A 20,907-nucleotide genomic window follows, 5' to 3' on the forward strand; every position below is an offset into this window, starting at 1 on the left:
CAGCACATAAATTGGAGAGGAATGACATGGCCTTGAACGAATTGACCCAGAGCCCCCCCGTCCAGCCGGAATCGGCTGACGGTCAGGCAGTGCCCGGAAACACCGGACGGCGGCTGATCGATGCCGACGCGCACCTCGATCCGCCTCATGAGATGTGGAAGGATTATCTGCCGGCTCATCTGCGCGACCAGGCGCCTTATGTCGAAGAAGGCGAGGAGCACGACTGGATTGTGTTCGAAGGCAATCGACGCCCCGTCAAACAGTTGAACAATACGGCCGGAAAGGCGGGCAAGGACTTCAAGATGAACGTCAAGCGCTCGGAAATGCGAGCGGCCTGGCTCCCCGAGCAGCGACTGGCGGATATGGACCAGGACGGGATCGAAGCTGCGGTCGTGTTCGGCGGCGGGCCGCTCGGAACCAAAAACAGTGAACTGTATATTGCCAGTTTCGAGACCTATAATCGCTGGCTTTGGGATTTTTGCGGGGCTGATCGCAAGCGCCTTCAGGGCGTGGCCTACCTGCCGATGCGCGACGTCGACGAGACGATCGGCCTGATGCGGCAGGCCGCGAAGCTGGGCTTCCGCACGGTCAACATTCCGGCATTTCCGCAATCCGCCGATGGCATCAGCACATCGTCGACCGTGAAAGCGATCTCCGCGGGGCAGGGGGCCGCGCTGACCGGAAACCCCACCGGCGAGCGATCCTATCGCGATCCCGAGTTCGAACGTTTCTGGGCCGAAGTATGCGAACTGGACCTTACCGTGACTGTGCACCTCGGCGCGCGGGTCCCCCGATTTGGCGAGAAAGCCCATTTCCTTCCGGACATGCTGATGAGCAAGCTGTCGATGGCTGAGCCGATCGCAATGCTGATCTTCGGCGGCGTCTTCCAGCGCTTCCCCAAGTTGCGCTTCGTGACCGTGGAAAGCGGCGTCGGCTGGTTCGCCTGGGCGGCCGAATACATGGACCGCACCTGGGAACGGCAGCGCTTCTGGACCGATAGCCCGATCTCCGAGCCGCCGAGCTATTTCATGGAGCAGAACGTCTTCGGATCATTCATCCAGGACAGGATCGGCATATTGCAGCGCGACTGGAAAGGCGGACGCAACATCATGTGGTCGTCCGACTATCCCCATTCCGAAACTTCGTGGCCTGAATCGCACCAGGTCGTCGTGCGCGACTTTGCCGGCGTGCCGGACAGCGACATCGACGAGATCGTCTATGCCCGTGCCAAGCGGGTGTACCAGATCGGGTGAAGCGATGACGGAGCGGCAGCAGTCTGCCGCTCCGTCTTGTCTTACAGACCCAGCAGCGCGTACGTGTCGTGCCGTTCGATCCCGGCACCAAGCCGCTGGACGAAGATGTCGACGATCTGCGGATCGACCCATCTTGTGATGGCCCAGTGATAATAGCCGTAGATCTGAGCGGCCCGGTAATCGTCCCAGGCCTGTGTCGCGTCGGGTACGGTGCCGCCATGCGCCCGCACGCAATCGAGATAGTGGGACAACAGGCCGCGTTCCTCGCGTGCCGCAATCTCTTCGGGAAGAACGGCAGCGATATGATAGGCGACGTCCTGCGCCCAGTTGCCGCGCTGGATCAATTGCCAGTCGGTTAGGCCCGGACCTTCATCCGTCAGGTAGAAATTGCCCGCATGGCAATCGCCGTGCAGGATGGTCATCGGCGAACCGGCAAAGCGGCGTTCGAGTTGCTTCATGCCGTCCAGCAGCAACGCGGCGTTACTGGTGCGGTCATTCAGCCGGGCGCAGCGTGGGCCGTCCATCAGTGCCTGCAACTCCGGTGCTGCGAAATGCGGACTGGTCGCCAGATAGGCCAGGCGCAGCGGAATCCAGTCGTTACCGGCCAGCAGCGCAGAACCTGCATGCAGGCGCGCAATCTGGTCGAGGCTCTGTTCCGTCAGTGCGGGCGTGAAAGGATCGAGCGCCGAGCAGAAGCGGGCACCCGCATCGATCAGATCTTCCATGATAAGCAGCGCGCTGCTGCCTTCCCGGTTGATCACCGCGAGGGTACGCGGCACCCGCAGCGAGACCTGCGGTGCGATGCGGGCGTAGAATTCCGCTTCGCGCACAGCCGTCGCCCCGCCCATTTGTGCGTTGTCGGAACCCAACATCGCTTTCAGGCAGAAACGATGAACGGTGCCGGGATCGTTGGCGAAGCGAACGCCGAAGCGCACCTTGGCAGCCACCGTTTCGAAATTGTCGATATCGCCGACCCAGATCACCGGCGCATTGCCGGAAATCGGCGCAAGCGCTGCCTGCAACCACGAAGGGTCCAGCGCCTCGGCCAATGTGACCGGCACTGCAAGATCGCGTTCGACGCTCCGTTCCATATTCCCCAGCATCCTCTGTCTCCTCACTATATTATTTCAGCAGCGCTTCGAGAAAGGCGGTTGTCTGTGCCCATGACAGTCTATCGAGCAACGGGTCGTAGCGGACGCCGGGCACATGGCTCATGCTGTGCGCCTCCTCGTCCGAAAAGCCGTGCCAGCCTTCGCTGTAGACGGTGAGATGATGATCGGCCCGGGCATCGGTCATCTCCTGCCGCACGGCGTCGATGTCTTGCGGCGGCGCGTAAGGATCGCGGGCGCCGGTCAGGATCAGCAGCTTTGCCTTTACCGCGTCTGGCTGTGCGGGAGCATGTGTCGTCAACAGCCCGTGAAGGCTAACCCCCGCACGCAGGCTGGCCCCGCTTCGCGCAAGTTCCAACACGCAGCGGCCACCCAGGCAGAAGCCGACCGCGCCGACACGATCGCGATCCACCTGGACCAGTCCGCATAGCGCTTCGAAACCGGCGATCGCCCGTGCCCGCAGGAGCGATGGATCCTGCATGAGCGGTGCCACGGTAGGGCCCGCCTGCTTGGGATCGGCGAAGAACGCGCCTTCGCCATAGAGGTCGGCGGCCAGGACCGCATAACCGGCATCCGCTAGCGCCTGCGCGCGCCGGGCGGTGCCATCGCCCAGCCCGCGCGCATCGTGGATCACCAGAATTGCGGGGTGCGGGCCCGGACCGTCGGGCAGGGCCAGCCGCCCTGTGAGCATGACGCCTTCATGGGTATAATCGACCGGCGCGAGATCGTTTCTGCCGAAGCGATCAGAAGACGACATCGGCGATCTTCAGGTCGATGATATCGTCTTCGCTGTAGCCAAGCGTCGTCAATATGGCGTCGCTGTCCGCGCCCAGCGTGGGGGCAGGGTGCGCGCTCAGCGCACTGCCATCGAACTGTACCGGAGTGCTGACCATCGGCATGATCCGGCCGTCTCCATAATCGACGGGCTGGATGTAGCGGTTAGCAATGACCTGGTTATCCCGGCACAGTTCTTCGACATCCTGCACAACGTCCCACTGCCCGTCCTGCCGGGACAGGATCTCACGCCACTGAGCGAGGGTCTTCCGGCTGAACAGAGCATCGAGTTCGGCAACGCAGGCGGCGATATGGCGGGTTCGACCGGCCTCATCCGCAAAACGCGGGTCCGCTGCCAGATCGGGGCACCCTGCGGCGTCGCAGAAGGGGGCCCAATACCGTTGGCTCTGGAGCATGCACAGCGAGACGTAGCGATCGTCGCCGGTGCGGTAGCAATTGACCAGCGGATTGCTCACCTGGTCGCGGGCGACGCGCGGCACCTTGCTGCTTCCATCCAACGTCGCCTGGCTGATCGACCGCTGCATCTGCCACATGCCGGTGGCCAGCAGCGAGACATCGACGACCGATGCGTGGCCGGTCATGAGGCGCTGGGCGATGGCCGCTGCCACACCGCCCGCAAGAATCGCGGCGGCGACCGTGTCCCCGAACGCCGGACCTGGCGGCTGCGACGGATAGGTAGCGTCATCGGTGTTCAGCGACGCGGCGATGCCCGCCCGTGCCCAATAGGAAATGGCATCATAGCCGCCCTTGTCCGCTTCCGGGCCTTGAGCACCGACACTGCTGCCCACGGCATAGATAATGTCGGGAAAGCGCGCCCTGATTTCTTCGACCGCAATGCCCATCCGTCGCCGAGCCGGGGGCAGCAGGTTGGTCAGCAGGACGTCGGCGTCTTCCAGCAGGCGATAGAGTACCTCTTTGCCGGCGTTCTGGCGGAGATCGAGCGTAATGCTGCGCTTGCCGCGGTTGTAGCTTTCCCAGGACAGGATGAACCCTTGGTCGCCCGGTTTCGATGCACCCACGCGCAGGCCGCGCAGTGGATCGCCTGTCGGCGGTTCCACTTTTATGACTGTCGCGCCCATGTCCGACAGCATGCCGCCAGCAGCGGGCACGAAGGCCCACATCGCAACCTCGACGATTTTGATACCGCTTAACGGTCCTTCCATCACCACTCCTGTTCCGCCGCTGGGCCGGGGTTCGCGCGCATTCCCGCGCGCCTCCGGTGATCACCACGGCGTTCTATTATTCGCTATACAGAATTACTTTTCACGCTATGACTCATTCGTCAAGGTCGCAATGTCTTCGCAGCCGATATCGGCGGCGGCGCAGGCGCATTTTGAACACGATACACCGCGCATAAGGTGAAGGAAGATGAGGGTGCCGAACCAAGTCACAAATCACGCTCCCGATACGGCAGCGGCGGTCACGTCGCTGCCGGACCTGGCAAAGCACGCTCTGGCGCGTGATCCCGCCAGAAAGGCGATCGAGTTTGAGGGAATCTGGCATGACTGGGGCGCGGTGCGCCGGCTTGCGGACAGCGTTACGGCCTTGATCGACGTAGCGGGTGTCGCGCCTGATGCGGCGGTCGGCCTGGTGGCGCGCAGCCGTCCCGAGATGGTGGCGGCGCTCATCGGCCTGGTCGCGGCTGGCCGCACGATCACGATGATCTACGCTTTCCAGTCCCCTACCGTCATCGCGCGCGATATTGGCACGCTGAAGCCCGGTGCGGTCATCGTGGTCGCGCAGGACGTCTCGGATGCGCTGACTTCCACACTGGCTAAGAATGGCATAGCCGGGATCGTGCTGGATGCGATGACAGCCCTTGCGCTTCCCGGCCATGAGACATCACGCATCGCTGATGCGGCAGTGCATGACATGCCGCAGATCGAAGTGCTGACCAGCGGCACCACCGGGCCGCCCAAGCGCTTTCCTCTCTCGTTCGAGATGATGGAGCGCCATTACATGAGCAATGTCATGATGGCCGCGCGCCGGGATGGCGACGAAGCTGGGCCGCCGTTTCTCCTGTTCTATCCCTTGGGCAATATCTCCGGTATCTACTCGACGCTTCCGACAATGTTGCGGGGGCAGCCCGTGATCCTGCTCGACCGTTTCACATTGAAGGCGTGGCATGATTTCGTGCTGCGATACCGTCCGGCAGCTGGCGGCATTCCTCCATCGGCTTTTCGCATGCTTCTGGACTCGGATATTCCGCGCGAGGATCTTTCGTCGCTCAAGGCCATGTCGAGCGGTGCCGCACCGCTCGACCCTACCGTGCAGCGCGCCTTCGAAACGCGTTACGGCATCCCCGTTCTCATGTCCTACGGAGCGACCGAATTCGGCGGGCCGGTTGCGGCGATGACACTGGATCTGGTCAGTGAGTTCGACGGGATGAAGATCGGATCGGTCGGTCGGCCGCTGCCGGGTGCACGCCTGCAGGTCGTCGATCCGGCCACGGGCTCGCCTCTGCCCGCTGGTAGCGAAGGGCTGCTGGAGGTGTCCACGCCCCGTATCGAACAGGAATGGATCAGGACATCGGACATCGCGATGATCGATTCCGACGGGTTCTTGTTCATTCGAGGGCGGGCCGATGGAGCGATCATGCGCGGCGGCTTCAAGATTTTGCCTGAAACGATCGAGCGGGCACTGCTCGAACATCCCGCGATCGGCGCCGCCGCCGTGGTGGGCATCGCCGATACGCGGCTGGGCCAGGTGCCTGCCGTTGCAGTCCAGTGCAAAGCAGGGGCCTCGGCCCTGACCCTTGCCGAGATGGAAGCGCATTTGCGCGAACACGTACCTGCCACCCACATCCCGGTGCACTGGCGCATAGTGGACGATCTTCCGAAAAACCCCTCGATGAAGATCGACAGGCCCGCCGTGGCCAGGATGTTTTCCGACACCTGACGCTGGTGCCGATTACGTCAGGGCTGCTCCATGTCCGTCTTCCGTCTACTGTAGAGACTGGCGCGGTTCCCGGTTCTTAGCCGGAGCCGACTCTCCGCGTGGATGAAGGCGGATGAAGCGCACCCAGACCGTCGCCAGAATCGGCAGCCCCGCGAACGTCCAGAATACCCCGTTATAGCTGCCGAACACATCGAAGATCAGCCCGAAAATCGGCGGTGTCGCCAGCATCGCCAGCAGGATCGTGCCTGACAGCAGACCCATCGCCCGTCCTATCGCCCGCTGCCCGAAGACCCTCGGCGCGAGATAGCTTTCAGCCGGGATCATGAGGCCCCCGAACAACCCGGCCAGCGCGATCCCGAAAGCGATCATCCAATACCCGCGCGCCGCCTGCGTCAGACAGGCCATTCCGGTCGCGAAGCCACTCAACGAAATATACATGAGCGTACGCGGCCCCATCCGGTCGGAAAGAGCCGCGAAGTTGAGCTTGGCGATGAAGCCGCAGGCAGAATAGATCGAGATCAGCGAAGCCGCATCCCGCGCCTTTATCCCTGCGTCGATGGCGAGCGGCGCGAGGTTGGTGATCGTCCCCTTGAGCCCCGCCGTGACGATGCCGACAGTGATCGCGAGTATCCAGAACGTAGGGTCGCTCAGCACTTCGCGCGCGGATATCGGCGCCTTGGCAAGTTCGTCCTGAGCCATCAGGAGCGGCTTGGCCGCTCCGTCTGGATTGAGCCCGCGATCGGAGGGGTGGTCGATCACCAGCATCGTCACCGGGATGGTCCATGCCAGCAGCACGAGGGCAAGCAGTTGCAGCGCCTCGCGCCACTGGTGTGCATCGAGCAGGGCCTGGATGATCATCGGGAAAAAGAACCCGCCCGCCGAGATCCCGGCGATGGCGATACCGACTGCCCGGCCTCGTTTGAGCGCGAACCAGCGAGACAGCAGCACCGTGATCGCCACGGGACCGATCAGCACGTTGGCCGGCGCGACCAGCACCCCGAAAATGACGAGCACCTGCGTGAAGGAGGTTGCCAGCGAGATCGCCGTATAGCCCAGTGCCAGGCTCACCCCGCCTGCGAGCATCAGGCGGCGCAGCGGCAAACGATCCATGAGGTTGCCCAGCAGCGGTGCCAGTACCGCGCTCGTGCCCGACAGCACGGTCATCGCCAGCATCAGCACGGTACGACTGGGCATGAATTCGCGGGCAAGCGGCACGGCGATGATGGAATAAGTCGAGGCTATCATGCCGGTGGCCGCCAGAAGCATGAAGCCGACGGCCACCTGCCTCCATCCCGGCGCGAAGGATGCCGCCATTATCCCATTCTCCCGTTTTTGTTGACTTCATATCAACCCGAATCGTCGCGATTGTAAACTAAATGTCGATATCGCGAATACAGTCATCGGCGGGGCGCATTGTTTGGCTCGAGCCTCATTCTTGCATGCTGCGAGCTTGCGTTCGGTCGGCCTGGCCAACTCGCGCTTCGACTGGCGGATTTCTGCATCTTGGCGGGCATCGCCAGACATCACCTGCGCCAGTTACCGATTCTACGCATACGGCGCTGACTGACGCCGAGCTGCTGAGTAACCTCCGTTACTGGACACCAACACTCAGTGTTCTGGGCCACCGCATCACGCTTGAACTCATCGCCGAAACGGGGCTTCCCCATCGTCGTCTTCTGTCTTCAAAATTAAGAAGCGGCGATGGGCCTTATCGCCGCTACCAAGTTTGCGTCGGAGCTGTGTCTCGTGAAATCTATCGAAGGAAGCCAGCACTGGCTGCAGGGCAGAGCCTTCCATCTCCAAAGCCCGGTACGGTCAGTTCCTTTTGCTCGGGGTGCGAGGTGGATCATGGCCCAGCGCAGACACTCGGCCCCCAGCCAACCGCTCAACTCGTCCAGGCAGGCGAAGCGCCGCCGATGTACGGCACCGGCGGGATCGATCGACGATAGTCAAAAGCACCCTCGGGCGTTCGGATCGCCTAAACCATCGAAATGACGGGCCCTTATTGGATACGATCACCCCGCTGACAGGGTTCCTTTTGCACGCCAATCCGCACTGATGGGCTTGACCAATCGTTCGAAGGTCAAGCCCAGTCGTCAATTGCCGGACAAAAAGGCCGGTACACCGCGACAGCCCGGATCGATTTCGAACAGCGCGCCGCCGTGTTCTTCCTCGACGCCGTTGGCGGCGCTGGTCACGTACATCCGGTCGAGGTTCGCTCCGCCGAACACGCAATTGCTGATCTGGCTGGCGGGCAGCGCGATGCGGCGCAGCGGCACGCCCTCAGGCGAGAAGCGAGTGACGCACGATGCGCCCCAGCAGGCGACCCACAGGCAGCCCTCGGCATCGAAGGTCATGCCGTCGGGCGAACCCCAATCGTCCTCCAACACCACGAAAGGCGTCCGTGCGCCCAGCATGCCGTCCTCCAACGGATAGCGGAAGATGACGCCCATCGCGCTGTCGGTGTGCAGCAGGAAGCGGCCGTCGGGGTCGATCGCCGGGCCGTTGGGGATCGTGTAGGGCGCCGCGTCGGCGCGGGTCACCGTGCCGTCGAAGCGCCAGAACGCGCCGGTCGGCACGTCACACGAGAACGGCATCGTACCCAGCCAGAGACGGCCCTGAGGGTCGGCTGCGGCGTCGTTGACGCGGGTTGCCTCGGTCTGGCCGGGGATTTGCGCCAGGATATCGATAGTGAAGGGATCGAACGCCACTTGTGCGATCGATCGGCCGATGCCTGCAAGGAAGCCCCCCTCGGCGCGCTCGATGATCCAGCCCACGACGTCCGGCGTCTCCCAGCTCTCGACCTGCCCGGTGGCGGGGGACAGCCGGTTGATGCGGTGTCCGAGAATGTCGGTCCAGTACAGCCTGCCCTCGCGCGCCGACCAGAACAGGCCCTCGCCCAGCGTATCGACGCGGTCGCGGGCGATCAACCCGACGCTTCCCCCGGGGGCCATCAGTGGCTGTCCCTCGGCAGGCCGCGCGTCTGCGCGATGCGCTGGTATTTCTCCGAACCCTCGAGGATCGCGCCGGTGGCGAACTGGCCGACGAGGCTGCGCTGGATCTCCTGCCACGGCGTCTGCGATTCCGGGCTCACACGGCGCTCGATCTCGACCAGTTCCTCGCGGCGGCGCTCGATCTCGGCGTCATCGACCAGCATGTCGGCGCTGCGATTGGCAAGGTCGATCCGGACCCGGTCGCCTGTGCGCAGCAGCGCGAGACCGCCGCCAACGGCCGCCTCGGGCGAAGCGTTGAGGATCGAGGGGCTGCCGCTGGTGCCTGACTGACGCCCGTCGCCGATGCAGGGCAGGGCGTGGATGCCCGCGCGGATCAGTGCGACGGGGGGACGCATGTTGACGACTTCCGCACCGCCCGGATAGCCGACCGGGCCCGCGCCGCGGATGACGAGGATGGTGTTCTGGTCGATGCCCAGTTCCGGTTCGTCGATGCGCGCGTGGTAGTCCTCGGGACCGTCGAACACGACGACGCGACCTGTGAAGGCATCGGGATTCTCGGGGTCGGAAAGGTAGCGGCCGCGGAACTCCTCGGAGATGACCGAGAGCTTCATCACCGCGCCTTCGAACAGGTTGCCGTTGAGCACGGTGAGGCCAGCAGCTTCCTTGAGCGGGCGCTCGAACGGACGGATCACGTCGGTATCGACGATACGTGCGCCGACCAAGTTCTCGGCCACCGTCTTGCCGTTGGCGGTCATCGCGGTGCCGTCGATCAGGCCCGCCTTGTCAAGCTCGGCCATGACGGCGGGAACGCCGCCCGCGCGGTAGTAATCTTCGCCCAGATACTCGCCCGCAGGCTGCAGGTTCACCAGCAGCGGCACGTCGGCGCCGGTGTGCTCCCAGTCCTCCAGCGTCAGTTCCACGCCGATATGGCGGGCGATGGCGTTGAGGTGGATCGGCGCATTGGTGGAGCCGCCGATGGCCGAATTCACGCGAATCGCGTTGAGGAAGGCTGAACGGGTGAGAATGTCGGACGGCTTGCGGTCCGCCTTCACCATCTCGACGATGGCGCGGCCGGTTTCCCAGGCGCATTCCTGACGGTCGCGATACGGCGCCGGGATCGCGGCCGAGCCGGGCAGGGACATGCCCAGCGCCTCTGCCAGCGAGTTCATCGTCGTCGCCGTGCCCATCGTGTTGCAATAGCCGGTGGAGGGCGATCCTGATGCCACCAGCTTCAGGAAGCCTTGATAGTCCAATTCTCCCTTGGCCAGCATCTCGCGCGCCTTCCACACGATGGTGCCAGCGCCGGTGCGCTTGCCCTCGTACCAACCGTTGAGCATCGGCCCGACCGAGAGCGCGATCGCCGGGATGTTCACTGTCGCGGCGGCCATCAGCGACGAAGGCGTCGTCTTGTCGCAGCCGATGGTGAGAACCACGCCGTCGAGCGGGTAGCCGTAAAGCAACTCGACCAAACTGATATAAGCGAGGTTGCGGTCAAGCCCCGCAGTGGGACGCTTGCCGGTTTCCTGCAGTGGATGGCTGGGAAACTCGATCGGAATGCCGCCCGCGTCGCGGATGCCGGCCTTGATGCGCTCGGCCAGGACGAGGTGGTGGCGGTTGCACGGCACCAAGTCGCTGCCCGACTGGGCGATGCCGATGATCGGCCGGCCAGACTGCATCTCCTCGATCGAGAGGCCGTAGTTCAGATAGCGCTCCAGATAGAGCGCGGTCATGTCCGGGTGGCTGGGATCGTCGAACCAGGCGCGCGAACGCAGCTTTTGGGTCGTTGCGGAAGAATCGTCATGAGCTGAAGAAATTGTGGCCTCCAGTGTTCGGAGTTCCTTGCCGCTTTGGGGCACTCGGCCGGGCGACAGGACTGTTGTGGAATCGCCGCTATCACCACTCAGGAGCCTCGACAACCATATTATCATACTAATCGTTCTTGTATGATGCTTGGTTGTTAGGTAGGGGTGCGCATCTCCTAAGAGCTTTCCGCGGGCGGGCTGTGCGCAAGCAGCTTCCTCCTCTCAAGCCTGCGGAAACGTGAGCGGGGCAACTAACGTTGTCCCGCTCTTTTTTCATGCTTTTGCGGCCGATCGCTTCGTCGAAGCTGGTGGGAGCAATTTGTCGGAGAAATGAAGCTGTTGGGACTTGCGCTCTCAGGTGATTTTATTTAAGCATAATTATCGTACAAATACGATGCTGTGCTTGTGTGCAGTAAGCTGATGGAGAGAGAGTTATGGCTGGCAAGATCCTTGGAGGTCTCGTGGCCTGGGGCGCGCTGGCCTTCGCTTCCGAAGTTGCTGCGCAGGAACAGGGGCCTCAGGTCCAGCCGATTCAAATAGATTCATCGCGGCCCGACTGGGAGAATCCCGCCGTGGTCGCACGCGGCAAATTGCCTGCAAGCGCGACGCAGTTCCCGTTCGAAAATCGTGATGCGGCACTGGCAGGCGATCTTGCCCGGTCCTCCAATTACCTCTCGCTCGATGGCGACTGGCGTTTTTCCTTCTCGCCTTCGTCGGAGAACCTTCCCGTCGGTTTCGAGGCGCCCGGCTATGACGTGTCCGAGTGGAAGACCATTCCTGTCCCGTCGGACTGGCAGGCGCACGGTTACGATCAGGCCCGCTACAACAACATCACGTATCCTTTCCCGGCAAACCGTCCGCTGATCCCCCACGATCGCAATCCGGTCGGCTCCTATCGCCGCGACATCGCGGTGCCGGCAGGGTGGGACGGGCGAGATGTCATCCTGCACATCGGTGCGGCCGGATCGGCGTATCAGGTATGGGTCAACGGCGTAGAGGCCGGCTATTCGGAAGACAGCAAGCTGCCGTCCGAGTTCGACGTGACGAAGCTCCTGCGTCCGGGCAACAATACGGTTGCCATCCAGATTCATCGCTGGTCGGACGGGTCCTATTTGGAAGACCAGGACTTTTGGCGCGTTTCGGGCATCGAGCGTTCGGTCTACCTCAAGGTCGCGCCGCGTGAGCGCATGAGCGACTTCTTCGTCCACGCTGGTCTCGATCGCGCCTATCGCGACGGTACGCTGGCGGTGGACGTATCGGCCAATGCACGCACCAAGCCGATGAAGGCTCGGCTGACGCTGCTCGACGGCGCTCGCGAAGTGTTGAAGCGCGAAGCCGCCATTCCTGCAGGCGCGGCGCGCACCGTCTCGCTGTCCGCCCCCGTGCCTTCGGTGCGGCAGTGGTCTGCGGAAACACCCAACCTCTACACGCTGCTGATCGAGATGGTGGACGCGCAGGGGCAGGTGGTTCAGGCCACGTCGCAGCGGATCGGTTTCCGCACGGTCGAGATCCGCGATGGACAGGTCATGGTCAACGGCCGTCCGATCCGCATTCGCGGCGTCAACCGCCACGAACATGATCCCGAGACGTTCCACGTCATCTCTGAAGCATCTATGCGGCGCGACATCGAATTGATGAAGCGAAACAACATCAATGCGGTGCGCACCTCACACTATCCAAACGATCCGCTCTGGTATGCGCTGGCGGACGAGTACGGCCTTTACGTCATGGACGAGGCGAACATCGAAAGCCACGCGTACATGGACCACGCGAACAAGCATCCGGAACGCCGGGCGCAATTCCAGCTCGGCTTCGATCCGGCATGGGAAACCGCGCACGTCAGCCGCGTGTCCAACATGGTGGAGCGGGACAAGAACCACCCCTCGATCATCTTCTGGTCTCTCGGCAACGAGGCAGGGATTGGCTCCAACTTCGAGAAAGCGGCGGCTGCCGTGCGCAAGCGAGACCCGTCGCGCCTGATTTCGTACCTTGGCTGGGGCACACTGGACTGGGAGCACCAGCCAAACGCCTACGTCGACATCTATGCGCCGATGTACGACGACGTCGAAAAGATGATCGACTGGGCCAACGATACCACCCGCCGCCAGCCTATGATCCAGTGCGAATATCTTCACGTTCAGGGCAATTCAGGCGGTAACCTCAAGGAATACTGGGACGCGATCTACAGCCATGACAAGCTGCAGGGCGGATTCATCTGGGACTGGGTGGACCAGTCCATGTATCGCTACACGAAGGACGGTCGCCGCTATTGGGGTGACGGCGGCGAATATGGTCCGAATCCGGGCGGCGATATCGAGTTCGGCGATGGCCTGAACCAGCCCGACCGCACGCCCAATCCGCACCTCTACGAAGTTCAGAAGGTGCTCGCGCCGATCCAGTTCGCGAACTTCGATTCTGCGGCAGGTACGGTCCAGGTGATCAACCGGCACGATTTCCGCGATCTTTCCGGCTTCGAGTTCGATTACGTGGTGCAGGAAGACGGGGTTGCCATCGCGCAGGGCCGTTTTGCCGATCCGGCAGTTGCTGCGCGTGCGACCGGCGCGGTGCAGATCGCGATGCCGCAATTCGACCGCAAGGCCGGTGCGGAATACGTGCTGCTCGTGCGCGCCCATGCCCGCAAGGACTCCATTCCGTTGGTGCCCGAGGGATACGTCGTAAGCTGGGAGCAGTTTCCGATGGGCCGCGCGCCTGCGACGACGGTGCAGCGGGGCGGCAAGGTCGCGCTCGTGCAGGAAAAGGAAGTCGTCAGCCTGCGCGCCGGTACCGCCAACCTGACCATCGAGCGCGTGACGGGCCTCGTGCGCAGCTATACCGCTGGCGGCCGTATCCTGATGACCGGCGGCGCACCCCATTTCTGGCGAGCGGAGACCGACAACGACACGCTGACGGGCACTGCCGCGCAGATGGAGCCCTGGCGTCAGATGAGCGATGCGCGGCAGGTCCGTTCGCTGACATCCGAGCGCCGGGCCGACGGAAGCGGCGTCATCCATGTCGAACATGCCCTCGGCGCAGGCGCGGCGAGCTTTACGACCGATTACGTCATGTCCGGAGACGGCACGGTGGCTGTGAACGCGCAGCTCCTGCCGCTCAAGGACGACCTGCCAGCGCCAGTTCGCATCGGTCTGGCCTATTCCATTCCTGCCAAGCTCGACACAGTCGAGTGGTACGGACGCGGCCCCCACGAAAGCTATGTCGACCGCAAGACTAGCGCGGCGCTCGGCTTGTGGCGCGGCGCGCTGGCGGCGCAGAACCACGACTACATGCGTCCGCAGGACACCGGCAACAAAGTAGGCGTGCGGTGGATGGAACTGTCCGGCAAGGGCGGCGGCGTGCGCGTCACGGGCGACGCTCCGCTGATGATGAACGCGCTGGCCTTCCCCTACCAAGACCTCTACCGCCGCGCGCCGGGCACATGGAAAAGCACTGACATTGTTCCCCACGGCGACGGCACGCTGCTGATCGATGCCGCTCAATGGGGAGTGGGCGGCGACACCGGCTGGAACTTCGTCGGTCAACCGCAGATGAAGTACCGCACCCGGCTGGAACGCGTGAGCTTCGGCTTCCGCCTGTCGCCATTCGAGGGAGAGGGGACCACGCCTGACAAGGCCAGCCCCGCAACCGCCACCACCATTCAGTAACGCCGCCGCAAGCACGGCGGCCGGGCTTGTCCTTTGACGGGAGAGTGAAATTGCAGATTTCTCGACGTAACGCGATCGTTATGGGCACCTTGGTAGGGGCTTCCAGCCTCCCTGCACTGGCCGGAGCAGCGCGAGCAGCCGCGGCCACTGCTACAGGCACGGAGGCGGATGCCTCTCCGCGTCTGGTAGAACGGCTGGCGGACTGGCGCTTTCACCTTGGCCACGCGAACTCGATCGAGAAGGACTTCGGTTTCGGGCGCAACCAGCGCACTTACGCCAAGGCGGGCGTGACTGCCGAAGCCTCCGCGCCGGATTTCAACGACAGCGGCTGGGCGCCCGTCATGGTCCCGCACGACTGGGCCGTTGCCCTGCCTTTCGCCAAGCCGACGACCGCGCCCAAGAAGGGTGATGAGGACGCATCCGCCGCGCACGGGTTCAAGGCCATTGGCCGCGATTTCCCCGAGAACAGCGTCGGCTGGTATCGCACCCCGATCAAGATAACCGCCGCTGATCGCGACCGACTGCTCTGGATTGAATTCGACGGCGTGTTCCGGGACTGCACCGTCTTCGTGAACGGCTACGTCGCGGGCCGCAATGAGAGCGGCTATGCACCGTTTTCGGTCCCTATCGGCGATTTCCTCGACTATGACGGCGGCCCCAACGTCATCGCCGTCCGCGTCGATGCATCGCTGGGGGAGGGCTGGTTCTACGAAGGCGCCGGCATTTACCGCCACGTCGATCTGGTCCGGGCAGACAAGGTACATGTCCCGCAGTGGGGTAGCGTGGTGCGCGCCACTCCCGATGCGCAGGGCGCCTCGGCGGACGTCGTGCTGGAACTGCGCAACGAGCGCAAGGAGCCTGCCGAGGTCGTAGTTCGCCAGCAGATCCTTGGGCCTGACGGTAAGATCGCCGCCACGCTTCCCGAAGCGCGCGTCACCGTACCGGCGGGCGAAACCGTGGAAAGTAAGGCGCAGACCCGCATCTCAGCGCCGCAGCTCTGGTCGGTGGAGACGCCGCACCTTTACCGTCTGCGCTCCGAACTGATCGTCGAGGGGCGCCTTGCCGACCGCTACGAAACCAGCTTCGGCATCCGCACAATCCGTTTCGACGGCAGGCGCGGTTTCCTTCTCAACGAGCGCCCGGTGAAGCTGCTCGGCACTTGCAATCATCAGGACCACGCGGGCGTAGGCACGGGCATCCCGGACGCGCTCCACGCATGGCGTATCGACCAGCTCCAGGAGATGGGCTCGAACGCCTGGCGCAGCGCGCACAATCCGCCCTCTACGGTGCTGCTCGATCTCTGCGATGCCAAGGGCATGATGATGATCGTCGAAGCCCGCCGCAACAGCAGCGATCCGGCGGCGATGGACGAGCTTTCGCGTATCCTGCGCCGTGACCGCAATCACCCCAGCATCATCTCGTGGTCGCTCGGCAACGAAGAGCCGCAGCAGGGGACGGCGCGCGGCGCTCGCGTCACGCAGGTCATGCAGGATCTGGTGCGCGATCTCGATCCTACCCGTCCGACGACCTTCGCTTTCGACAACAGCTGGGAAATTGGCGTGGCCAAGGTCGTGGACGTTGTCGGCTACAATTATCGTACGGATCAGATTCCCGACTTCAAGGCGAAGCACCCCAATGTCCCGGTTTATGGATCGGAGACCGGAAGCACTGTCTCGACGCGTGGTGCTTATGCGAACGACGCGGCCAAGCATGTCGTTCGCGCCTACGATACCGAGCATCCCTGGTGGGCCTCCACCGCAGAGGAATGGTGGACGATCGCCGCCTCGCGCGAGGATATCGCAGGTGGGTTCATCTGGACCGGCTTCGATTATCGCGGCGAGCCTACGCCCTATCCGGAGTGGCCCAGCATCTCCAGCTACTTCGGGGTTCTGGATACCTGCGGCTATCCCAAGGACAACTTCTACTACTACCGCGCGTGGTGGCGCCCCGATCAGCCGATGGTCCACCTGCTGCCCCACTGGACCTGGCCGGGGCGGGAAGGGCAACCTGTGGAAGTCTGGGTCCACGGCAACTGCGCAGAGGTTGAACTGCTGCTCAACGGACGCTCGCTCGGGTGTAAGGAAATGCCGCGAAATCGGCATCTTGCGTGGAATGTGCCTTATGCTCCGGGCAAGCTGGAAGCGCGCGGCTACAATGGTGGCAAGCGTGCCGCCATCGACGTGCGCGAGACTGTCGGCAAGCCGGCTACCATCGAATTGACCTGCGACCGCCGTATGCCCGAAGCGACAGGGCGCGATGTCGTCATGATCCGCGCCGAAGTGCTCGATGCCAAGGGACGTCCGGTGCCTGACGCGGCAAACCTCATTCGCTTCACCGTCGAAGGCGACGCAAAGATCATCGGCGTCGGCAATGGTGATCCCACTAGCCTTGAAGCGGACTTCGCCAGTGAGCGGCATGCTTTTGCCGGTCTCGCCCAGGCCATCGTACGGATCGGACGCAGCGCGGGCGCCATTCGCATAACGGCGGCAGCGGACGATCTCGAAGGCGGTCTGGTGCAATTGCGGCCGCGCAGATTGCAGCTCCAGCGATAACAAATTCCGCTATTATATTATGTAACCGTTTTGTATGATTAATCGCTAAGATGACTCGCAAGCGAGTCCGAGCGAAGCAGGGGAGGAATGCATGAGGACTAAATTCTTGGCGCTCACAGCAGTGAGCATGATCGCGCTCGCCAGTCCGGCACTGGCGCAAGATGGCGCCACCGGGCAGGACGCATCGGGTGCCACCTCCGGTTCGTCGTCAACTGACGGCGAACCGCAGGCAGAAGAGATCATTGTTTCCGGCTATCGCCAGTCGCTTCGGACGGCGATCGCTGCGAAGCGCAACGCGAATCGGGTTGTCGAAGAACTCGCTGCGGAAGACCTCGGCAAGTTGCCCGAGGCGTCCATCGCTGAAGCGCTTGCTCGCCTTCCTGGTCTCACCACCAACCGCGATCGTGGCAACGGCACACAGATCTCCATTCGCGGCATGGGCCCGAACCTCGTCAACACGCTGCTCAATGGCCGCGAGATCGCGTCGGCCGAAGGCAGCCGCAACATTCGGTACGAACAGTTCCCGGCGGAACTGATCAGCGGCGCGTCGGTGTACAAGACGCCGACCGGTTCGCAGGTAGAAGGTGCGATCGCAGGTCAGGTCGACCTCAAGACGGTCCGGCCGCTCGACTACGACGAGACCAAGGTCGCCCTCAACGCCCGCGCCATCTACAGCGATCTGGCCAAGGATGTTCAGGATACCGCGCCCTGGGGGTACATCGCCAGCGCCTCGGTCGTGACGCAGTTGCTCGACAACACCCTGGGCCTTGCCGTTGGCTACTCGGGCCGCCGCCAGTCCGTGGCGACGGTTCGCACCAACATTTTCCGTTATACCAACAGCTTCGCCGATCTGGATGGTGACGGTGCCGGCGCGCCGGGCCATGGCGGTGCGGCGCAGGACGACATCCCTTACGGCTACGAAGCCCTGGAACGCGGCGGTGACGACATTCGTCACGGTGCGGTTGCAGCAGTACAGTGGAAACCAAGCGACAAGTTCGAGCTGAACGGCGACTTCCTTTACAGCCACGTCTCGTTCGAGGAAACCCAGCGCGGCTTCCGTGTCGGCAGCCTTGCGTTCGGCAATAACATCACGGACGTGACCACCCGCAACGGCTACGTGACCGGAGCGACGATTACGGGTGAGCAGGATTTCGGCCAGACCATCAGCGGCGTGAACGAGAACTTCTTCTTCAAGGACGATCTCTACGCCGGCGGTATGAACGCTACATGGCGCCCCTCCGATGGCTGGGAGATCACGGGTGACGTCGGTTATTCGACGACCACCCGAAACCAGCAGTACCTGACATTGCAGACCGATCCGTTCGGCTTCCGTCCTACCGCGAGCTTCCAGTCGGGTAACGACAGCGTGCCGGTGATGACGATCAACAGCGACATGACCGATCCGTCGCTTTGGCGCGTTGCCCGCTTCCAGATCCCCAATGGTGCAGCAGCACGCATCAAGGACAATCTGCTGACGCTCACCGGTGATGTACGGCGCGAGATCGGAGAAGGCCCGCTGGCCGCACTGCAGTTCGGCGTGAGGCATACCGAGCGGACCAAGACCTATACCGCCATGTCGCAGTTCGGCGATATTGCTTTGGCCGACCGACAGGTGCTGGACCCGTCGCTGATCAATGGTCCATACCGGTTCAAGGTCGAGTTCGCCAACCTGCCGGCGGTCCAGTCACTCGACATCGTGCGCACAGTTGAGAGCCTGTTCGGGCCAATTAATCCGCAGCAGAGTGTCTACGATCAGACCAGTTCATGGCGTGTCAAAGAGAAGACGTCGGCACTTTATGGCCAAGTAGATCTTGAAGGGACCATTTTCGGCGTACCTTTCAACGGCAACGTCGGTCTCCGCGTGGTCAGAACCGAAACTGATTCGCGCAGCACTTCTCTATTCCAAGACCCGAACGGCGTTGTCACTACGCCGATCGTCGTGAAAAACGAGTTCTACGACTGGCTTCCGAGCCTGAACCTGACGCTTAAACCGACCAGCAAGCTCCAGGTTCGTTTCGCAGCCAGCCAGGCGATCGCACGGCCTCCGCTTGACGACTTGAACGCGGGTTCCGGTCTCTTCGATTTCGGCACACCAACCGCGAACGGCGGCAACCCGCTGCTCGAACCGTTCCGCGCGAAACAGCTTGATGCCACCGTCGAATGGTACTTCGATCGCGACAGCGCGCTGACCATCTCCGGATTCTACAAGCAACTGGGAACGTACATCACCCGGCAGGTGACCGAGCGTCAATTGACTGACGTGAACGGCAATCCTCAGACGGTTGCTTTCACGCAGCCGGTAAACGGCAGTGGCGGCTCCATCAAGGGCTTCGAAGTCGGGCTGCAGAAGGCTTTTACCTTCTTGCCTGCACCCTTCGACGGCTTCGGCGTCTACATGAACTACAGTTATACGACCAGCGACATCACCGTGTCCGAGGCCGACAACGCCCTTGGGGCGACGCCGCTGCCGGGGCTGTCGAAGCACGTCGGCAACGCGTCGCTGTACTACAGCAAGTCGGGCTTCGAGGCGCGCATCGCGTTCCGTTACCGCTCGGCTTACGTTACTGAACTGGGCGATACCGATCGCATTCTATTCAACGCTCCTGAATCGGTGCTGGACTTCCAGACTAGCTACGAGTTCCCCACCGATTCCAGGTTGGCAGGTGTAAAGCTGCTGTTCCAGGCCAACAATCTGACCAACGAACCGTTCGAAACCTATTATGGGGATCGCAACCTGCAAGGCCGTTTCGAGAAGTTCGGTCGTCGCGTCCTCATAGGTGTGGGATACAACTTCTGATGCGCCGTTTCCTGAAGATCGAACGTCATGCCGTCGTAGCCGCTGTGGCTCTCATTCTTGCGGCCATGCCGTTCGCGGGTGAAACCGCGGCGGGGCAGTCTGTGTCGCCTTCCGAGTTCGCTTATGGAGCAGATGTCAGTTCCGTCACGGAACAGGAGGCGGCAGGGCTCAAGTTCCGCGATGCGAAGAAGAAGCCCGCAGACCTTTATGATCTCGTGAAAGACAAGGGCATCGATTCGGCGCGCCTGCGCGTCTGGGTCAATCCCGAGAACAAGTGGAGCACGCGCGAGGACGTTCTGGTCAAGGCAAAGCGCGCGCGCGATCATGGCATGCGGATCATGATCGACTTCCATTACAGCGATAACTGGGCGGATCCGGGCAAGCAGTTCAAACCCGCCGCCTGGAAAGATTACGATGTCGCCGCGCTGACCAAAGCGGCGGCCGACCATACTCGTGATACGCTGGCCTATCTCAAGGACAACGGCATTGATGTGGCCTGGGTACAGGTCGGTAACGAGATCACAAACGGCATGCTCTGGCCCGATGGGAAGACCGACAAGTTCGACAACATCGCCCGCTTCACTAACGCCGGGTACGATGTGGTTAAGCAGATCTACCCCAACGCCGAAGTCATCATTCACATCGACAACGGTTGGGATACCGCCAAGGCGCGTTGGTGGTTCGATGAGTTCACGAAAAATAAGGGCAAGGTCGATGTGATCGGCCTGTCCTACTACCCGGAATTTACGCCTTCCAAGAATTGGCGGGTCGAATCGCCCAAAGTCAGCGTGACGATGAATGATCTGCTCAGCCGTTTCGGTAAGCCTGTTATGCTGGTGGAAGTCGGCTATCAGTTCGATCAACCCGCCGAAGGGCGCGCTATGCTGAGCGACATCATCGTGCGTAACAAGGCGCTGGGCGAGAACGGTCGCGGCGTCTTCTACTGGGAGCCGGGCACCATCCCCACCTGGAGCGGCTATCGCCTCGGTTCCACCAACAAGGCTAACCAGCTAACGGCAGCAATGGACGCCTTCCGTCATTGAATGGTTTGTTTCGAGTTGAGTAACCCCTAGATTTCTGAACGCCTT

Annotated in this window: 12 protein-coding genes; 6 read left to right on the forward strand and 6 right to left on the reverse strand. The window is 62.6% G+C overall.

Going from position 1 to position 20,907, the window contains the following annotated elements:
• Nucleotides 1–26 precede the first annotated feature (26 nt).
• A complete protein-coding gene (locus TQ38_RS05025) occupies nucleotides 27–1,253 on the forward strand; it encodes an amidohydrolase family protein (protein ID WP_052505822.1) in 1,227 nt (408 codons plus the stop codon).
• 41 nt (nucleotides 1,254–1,294) lie between these two features.
• Here the strand turns inward: TQ38_RS05025 and TQ38_RS05030 are convergent, their stop codons facing one another.
• From TQ38_RS05030 to TQ38_RS05040, 3 genes are read right to left on the reverse strand one after another with little or no spacing between them, the layout of a single operon-like run.
• Nucleotides 1,295–2,344 (reverse strand): phosphotransferase, encoded by a 1,050-nt coding sequence (locus tag TQ38_RS05030; RefSeq protein WP_043976734.1) that lies wholly within the window; start codon nucleotides 2,342–2,344, stop codon nucleotides 1,295–1,297.
• Between the two features lie 31 nt (nucleotides 2,345–2,375).
• Entirely contained in the window at nucleotides 2,376–3,119 is a 744-nt protein-coding gene (locus TQ38_RS05035) for a dienelactone hydrolase family protein (RefSeq protein ID WP_043976735.1), read from the reverse strand.
• A complete protein-coding gene (locus TQ38_RS05040; protein WP_043976736.1) occupies nucleotides 3,106–4,320 on the reverse strand; it encodes a CaiB/BaiF CoA-transferase family protein in 1,215 nt (404 codons plus the stop codon). Before TQ38_RS05040 ends, TQ38_RS05035 begins: the two co-directional genes overlap by 14 nt.
• Before the next feature lie 211 nt (nucleotides 4,321–4,531).
• On the opposite strand from TQ38_RS05040, the gene TQ38_RS05045 reads away from it, so the two are divergent.
• Nucleotides 4,532–6,055 (forward strand): class I adenylate-forming enzyme family protein, encoded by a 1,524-nt coding sequence (locus tag TQ38_RS05045; RefSeq protein ID WP_240197958.1) that lies wholly within the window; start codon nucleotides 4,532–4,534, stop codon nucleotides 6,053–6,055.
• A 45-nt stretch (nucleotides 6,056–6,100) separates the two neighbouring features.
• Here the strand turns inward: TQ38_RS05045 and TQ38_RS05050 are convergent, their stop codons facing one another.
• The 3 genes from TQ38_RS05050 to TQ38_RS05065 form a co-directional block, all read right to left on the reverse strand.
• Nucleotides 6,101–7,369 carry an MFS transporter gene (locus tag TQ38_RS05050; protein WP_043976738.1) on the reverse strand — a complete coding sequence of 423 codons (1,269 nt, stop codon included), beginning with the start codon at nucleotides 7,367–7,369 and terminating at the stop codon, nucleotides 6,101–6,103.
• Between the two features lie 782 nt (nucleotides 7,370–8,151).
• The gene (locus tag TQ38_RS05060) at nucleotides 8,152–9,009 is read right to left on the reverse strand and encodes an SMP-30/gluconolactonase/LRE family protein (protein ID WP_043976739.1); all 858 of its coding nucleotides are present in this window, start codon (nucleotides 9,007–9,009) and stop codon (nucleotides 8,152–8,154) included.
• A complete protein-coding gene (locus tag TQ38_RS05065; protein ID WP_043976896.1) occupies nucleotides 9,009–10,823 on the reverse strand; it encodes an IlvD/Edd family dehydratase in 1,815 nt (604 codons plus the stop codon). The genes TQ38_RS05060 and TQ38_RS05065 overlap by 1 nt, the downstream gene beginning before the upstream one ends.
• A 422-nt stretch (nucleotides 10,824–11,245) precedes the next feature.
• Here TQ38_RS05065 and TQ38_RS05070 point away from each other — a divergent pair, with 422 nt between their 5' ends.
• From TQ38_RS05070 to TQ38_RS05085, 4 genes are all read left to right on the forward strand, one after another.
• Nucleotides 11,246–14,470, forward strand: coding sequence for a glycoside hydrolase family 2 TIM barrel-domain containing protein (locus TQ38_RS05070; RefSeq protein WP_043976740.1), 3,225 nt, complete (start codon nucleotides 11,246–11,248; stop codon nucleotides 14,468–14,470).
• A gap of 50 nt (nucleotides 14,471–14,520) precedes the next feature.
• The gene (galA, locus tag TQ38_RS05075; RefSeq protein WP_240197960.1) at nucleotides 14,521–17,022 is read left to right on the forward strand and encodes a beta-galactosidase GalA; all 2,502 of its coding nucleotides are present in this window, start codon (nucleotides 14,521–14,523) and stop codon (nucleotides 17,020–17,022) included.
• Between the two features lie 127 nt (nucleotides 17,023–17,149).
• Nucleotides 17,150–19,819 carry a TonB-dependent receptor gene (locus tag TQ38_RS05080; protein ID WP_240197961.1) on the forward strand — a complete coding sequence of 890 codons (2,670 nt, stop codon included), beginning with the start codon at nucleotides 17,150–17,152 and terminating at the stop codon, nucleotides 19,817–19,819.
• Complete coding sequence (locus TQ38_RS05085) at nucleotides 19,819–20,862, forward strand: glycosyl hydrolase 53 family protein (RefSeq protein WP_205316073.1); 1,044 nt, start codon at nucleotides 19,819–19,821, stop codon at nucleotides 20,860–20,862. Before TQ38_RS05080 ends, TQ38_RS05085 begins: the two co-directional genes overlap by 1 nt.
• Nucleotides 20,863–20,907: the final 45 nt, after the last annotated feature.

This window comes from Novosphingobium sp. P6W, from assembly GCF_000876675.2.
Taxonomy (GTDB): Bacteria; Pseudomonadota; Alphaproteobacteria; order Sphingomonadales; family Sphingomonadaceae; genus Novosphingobium.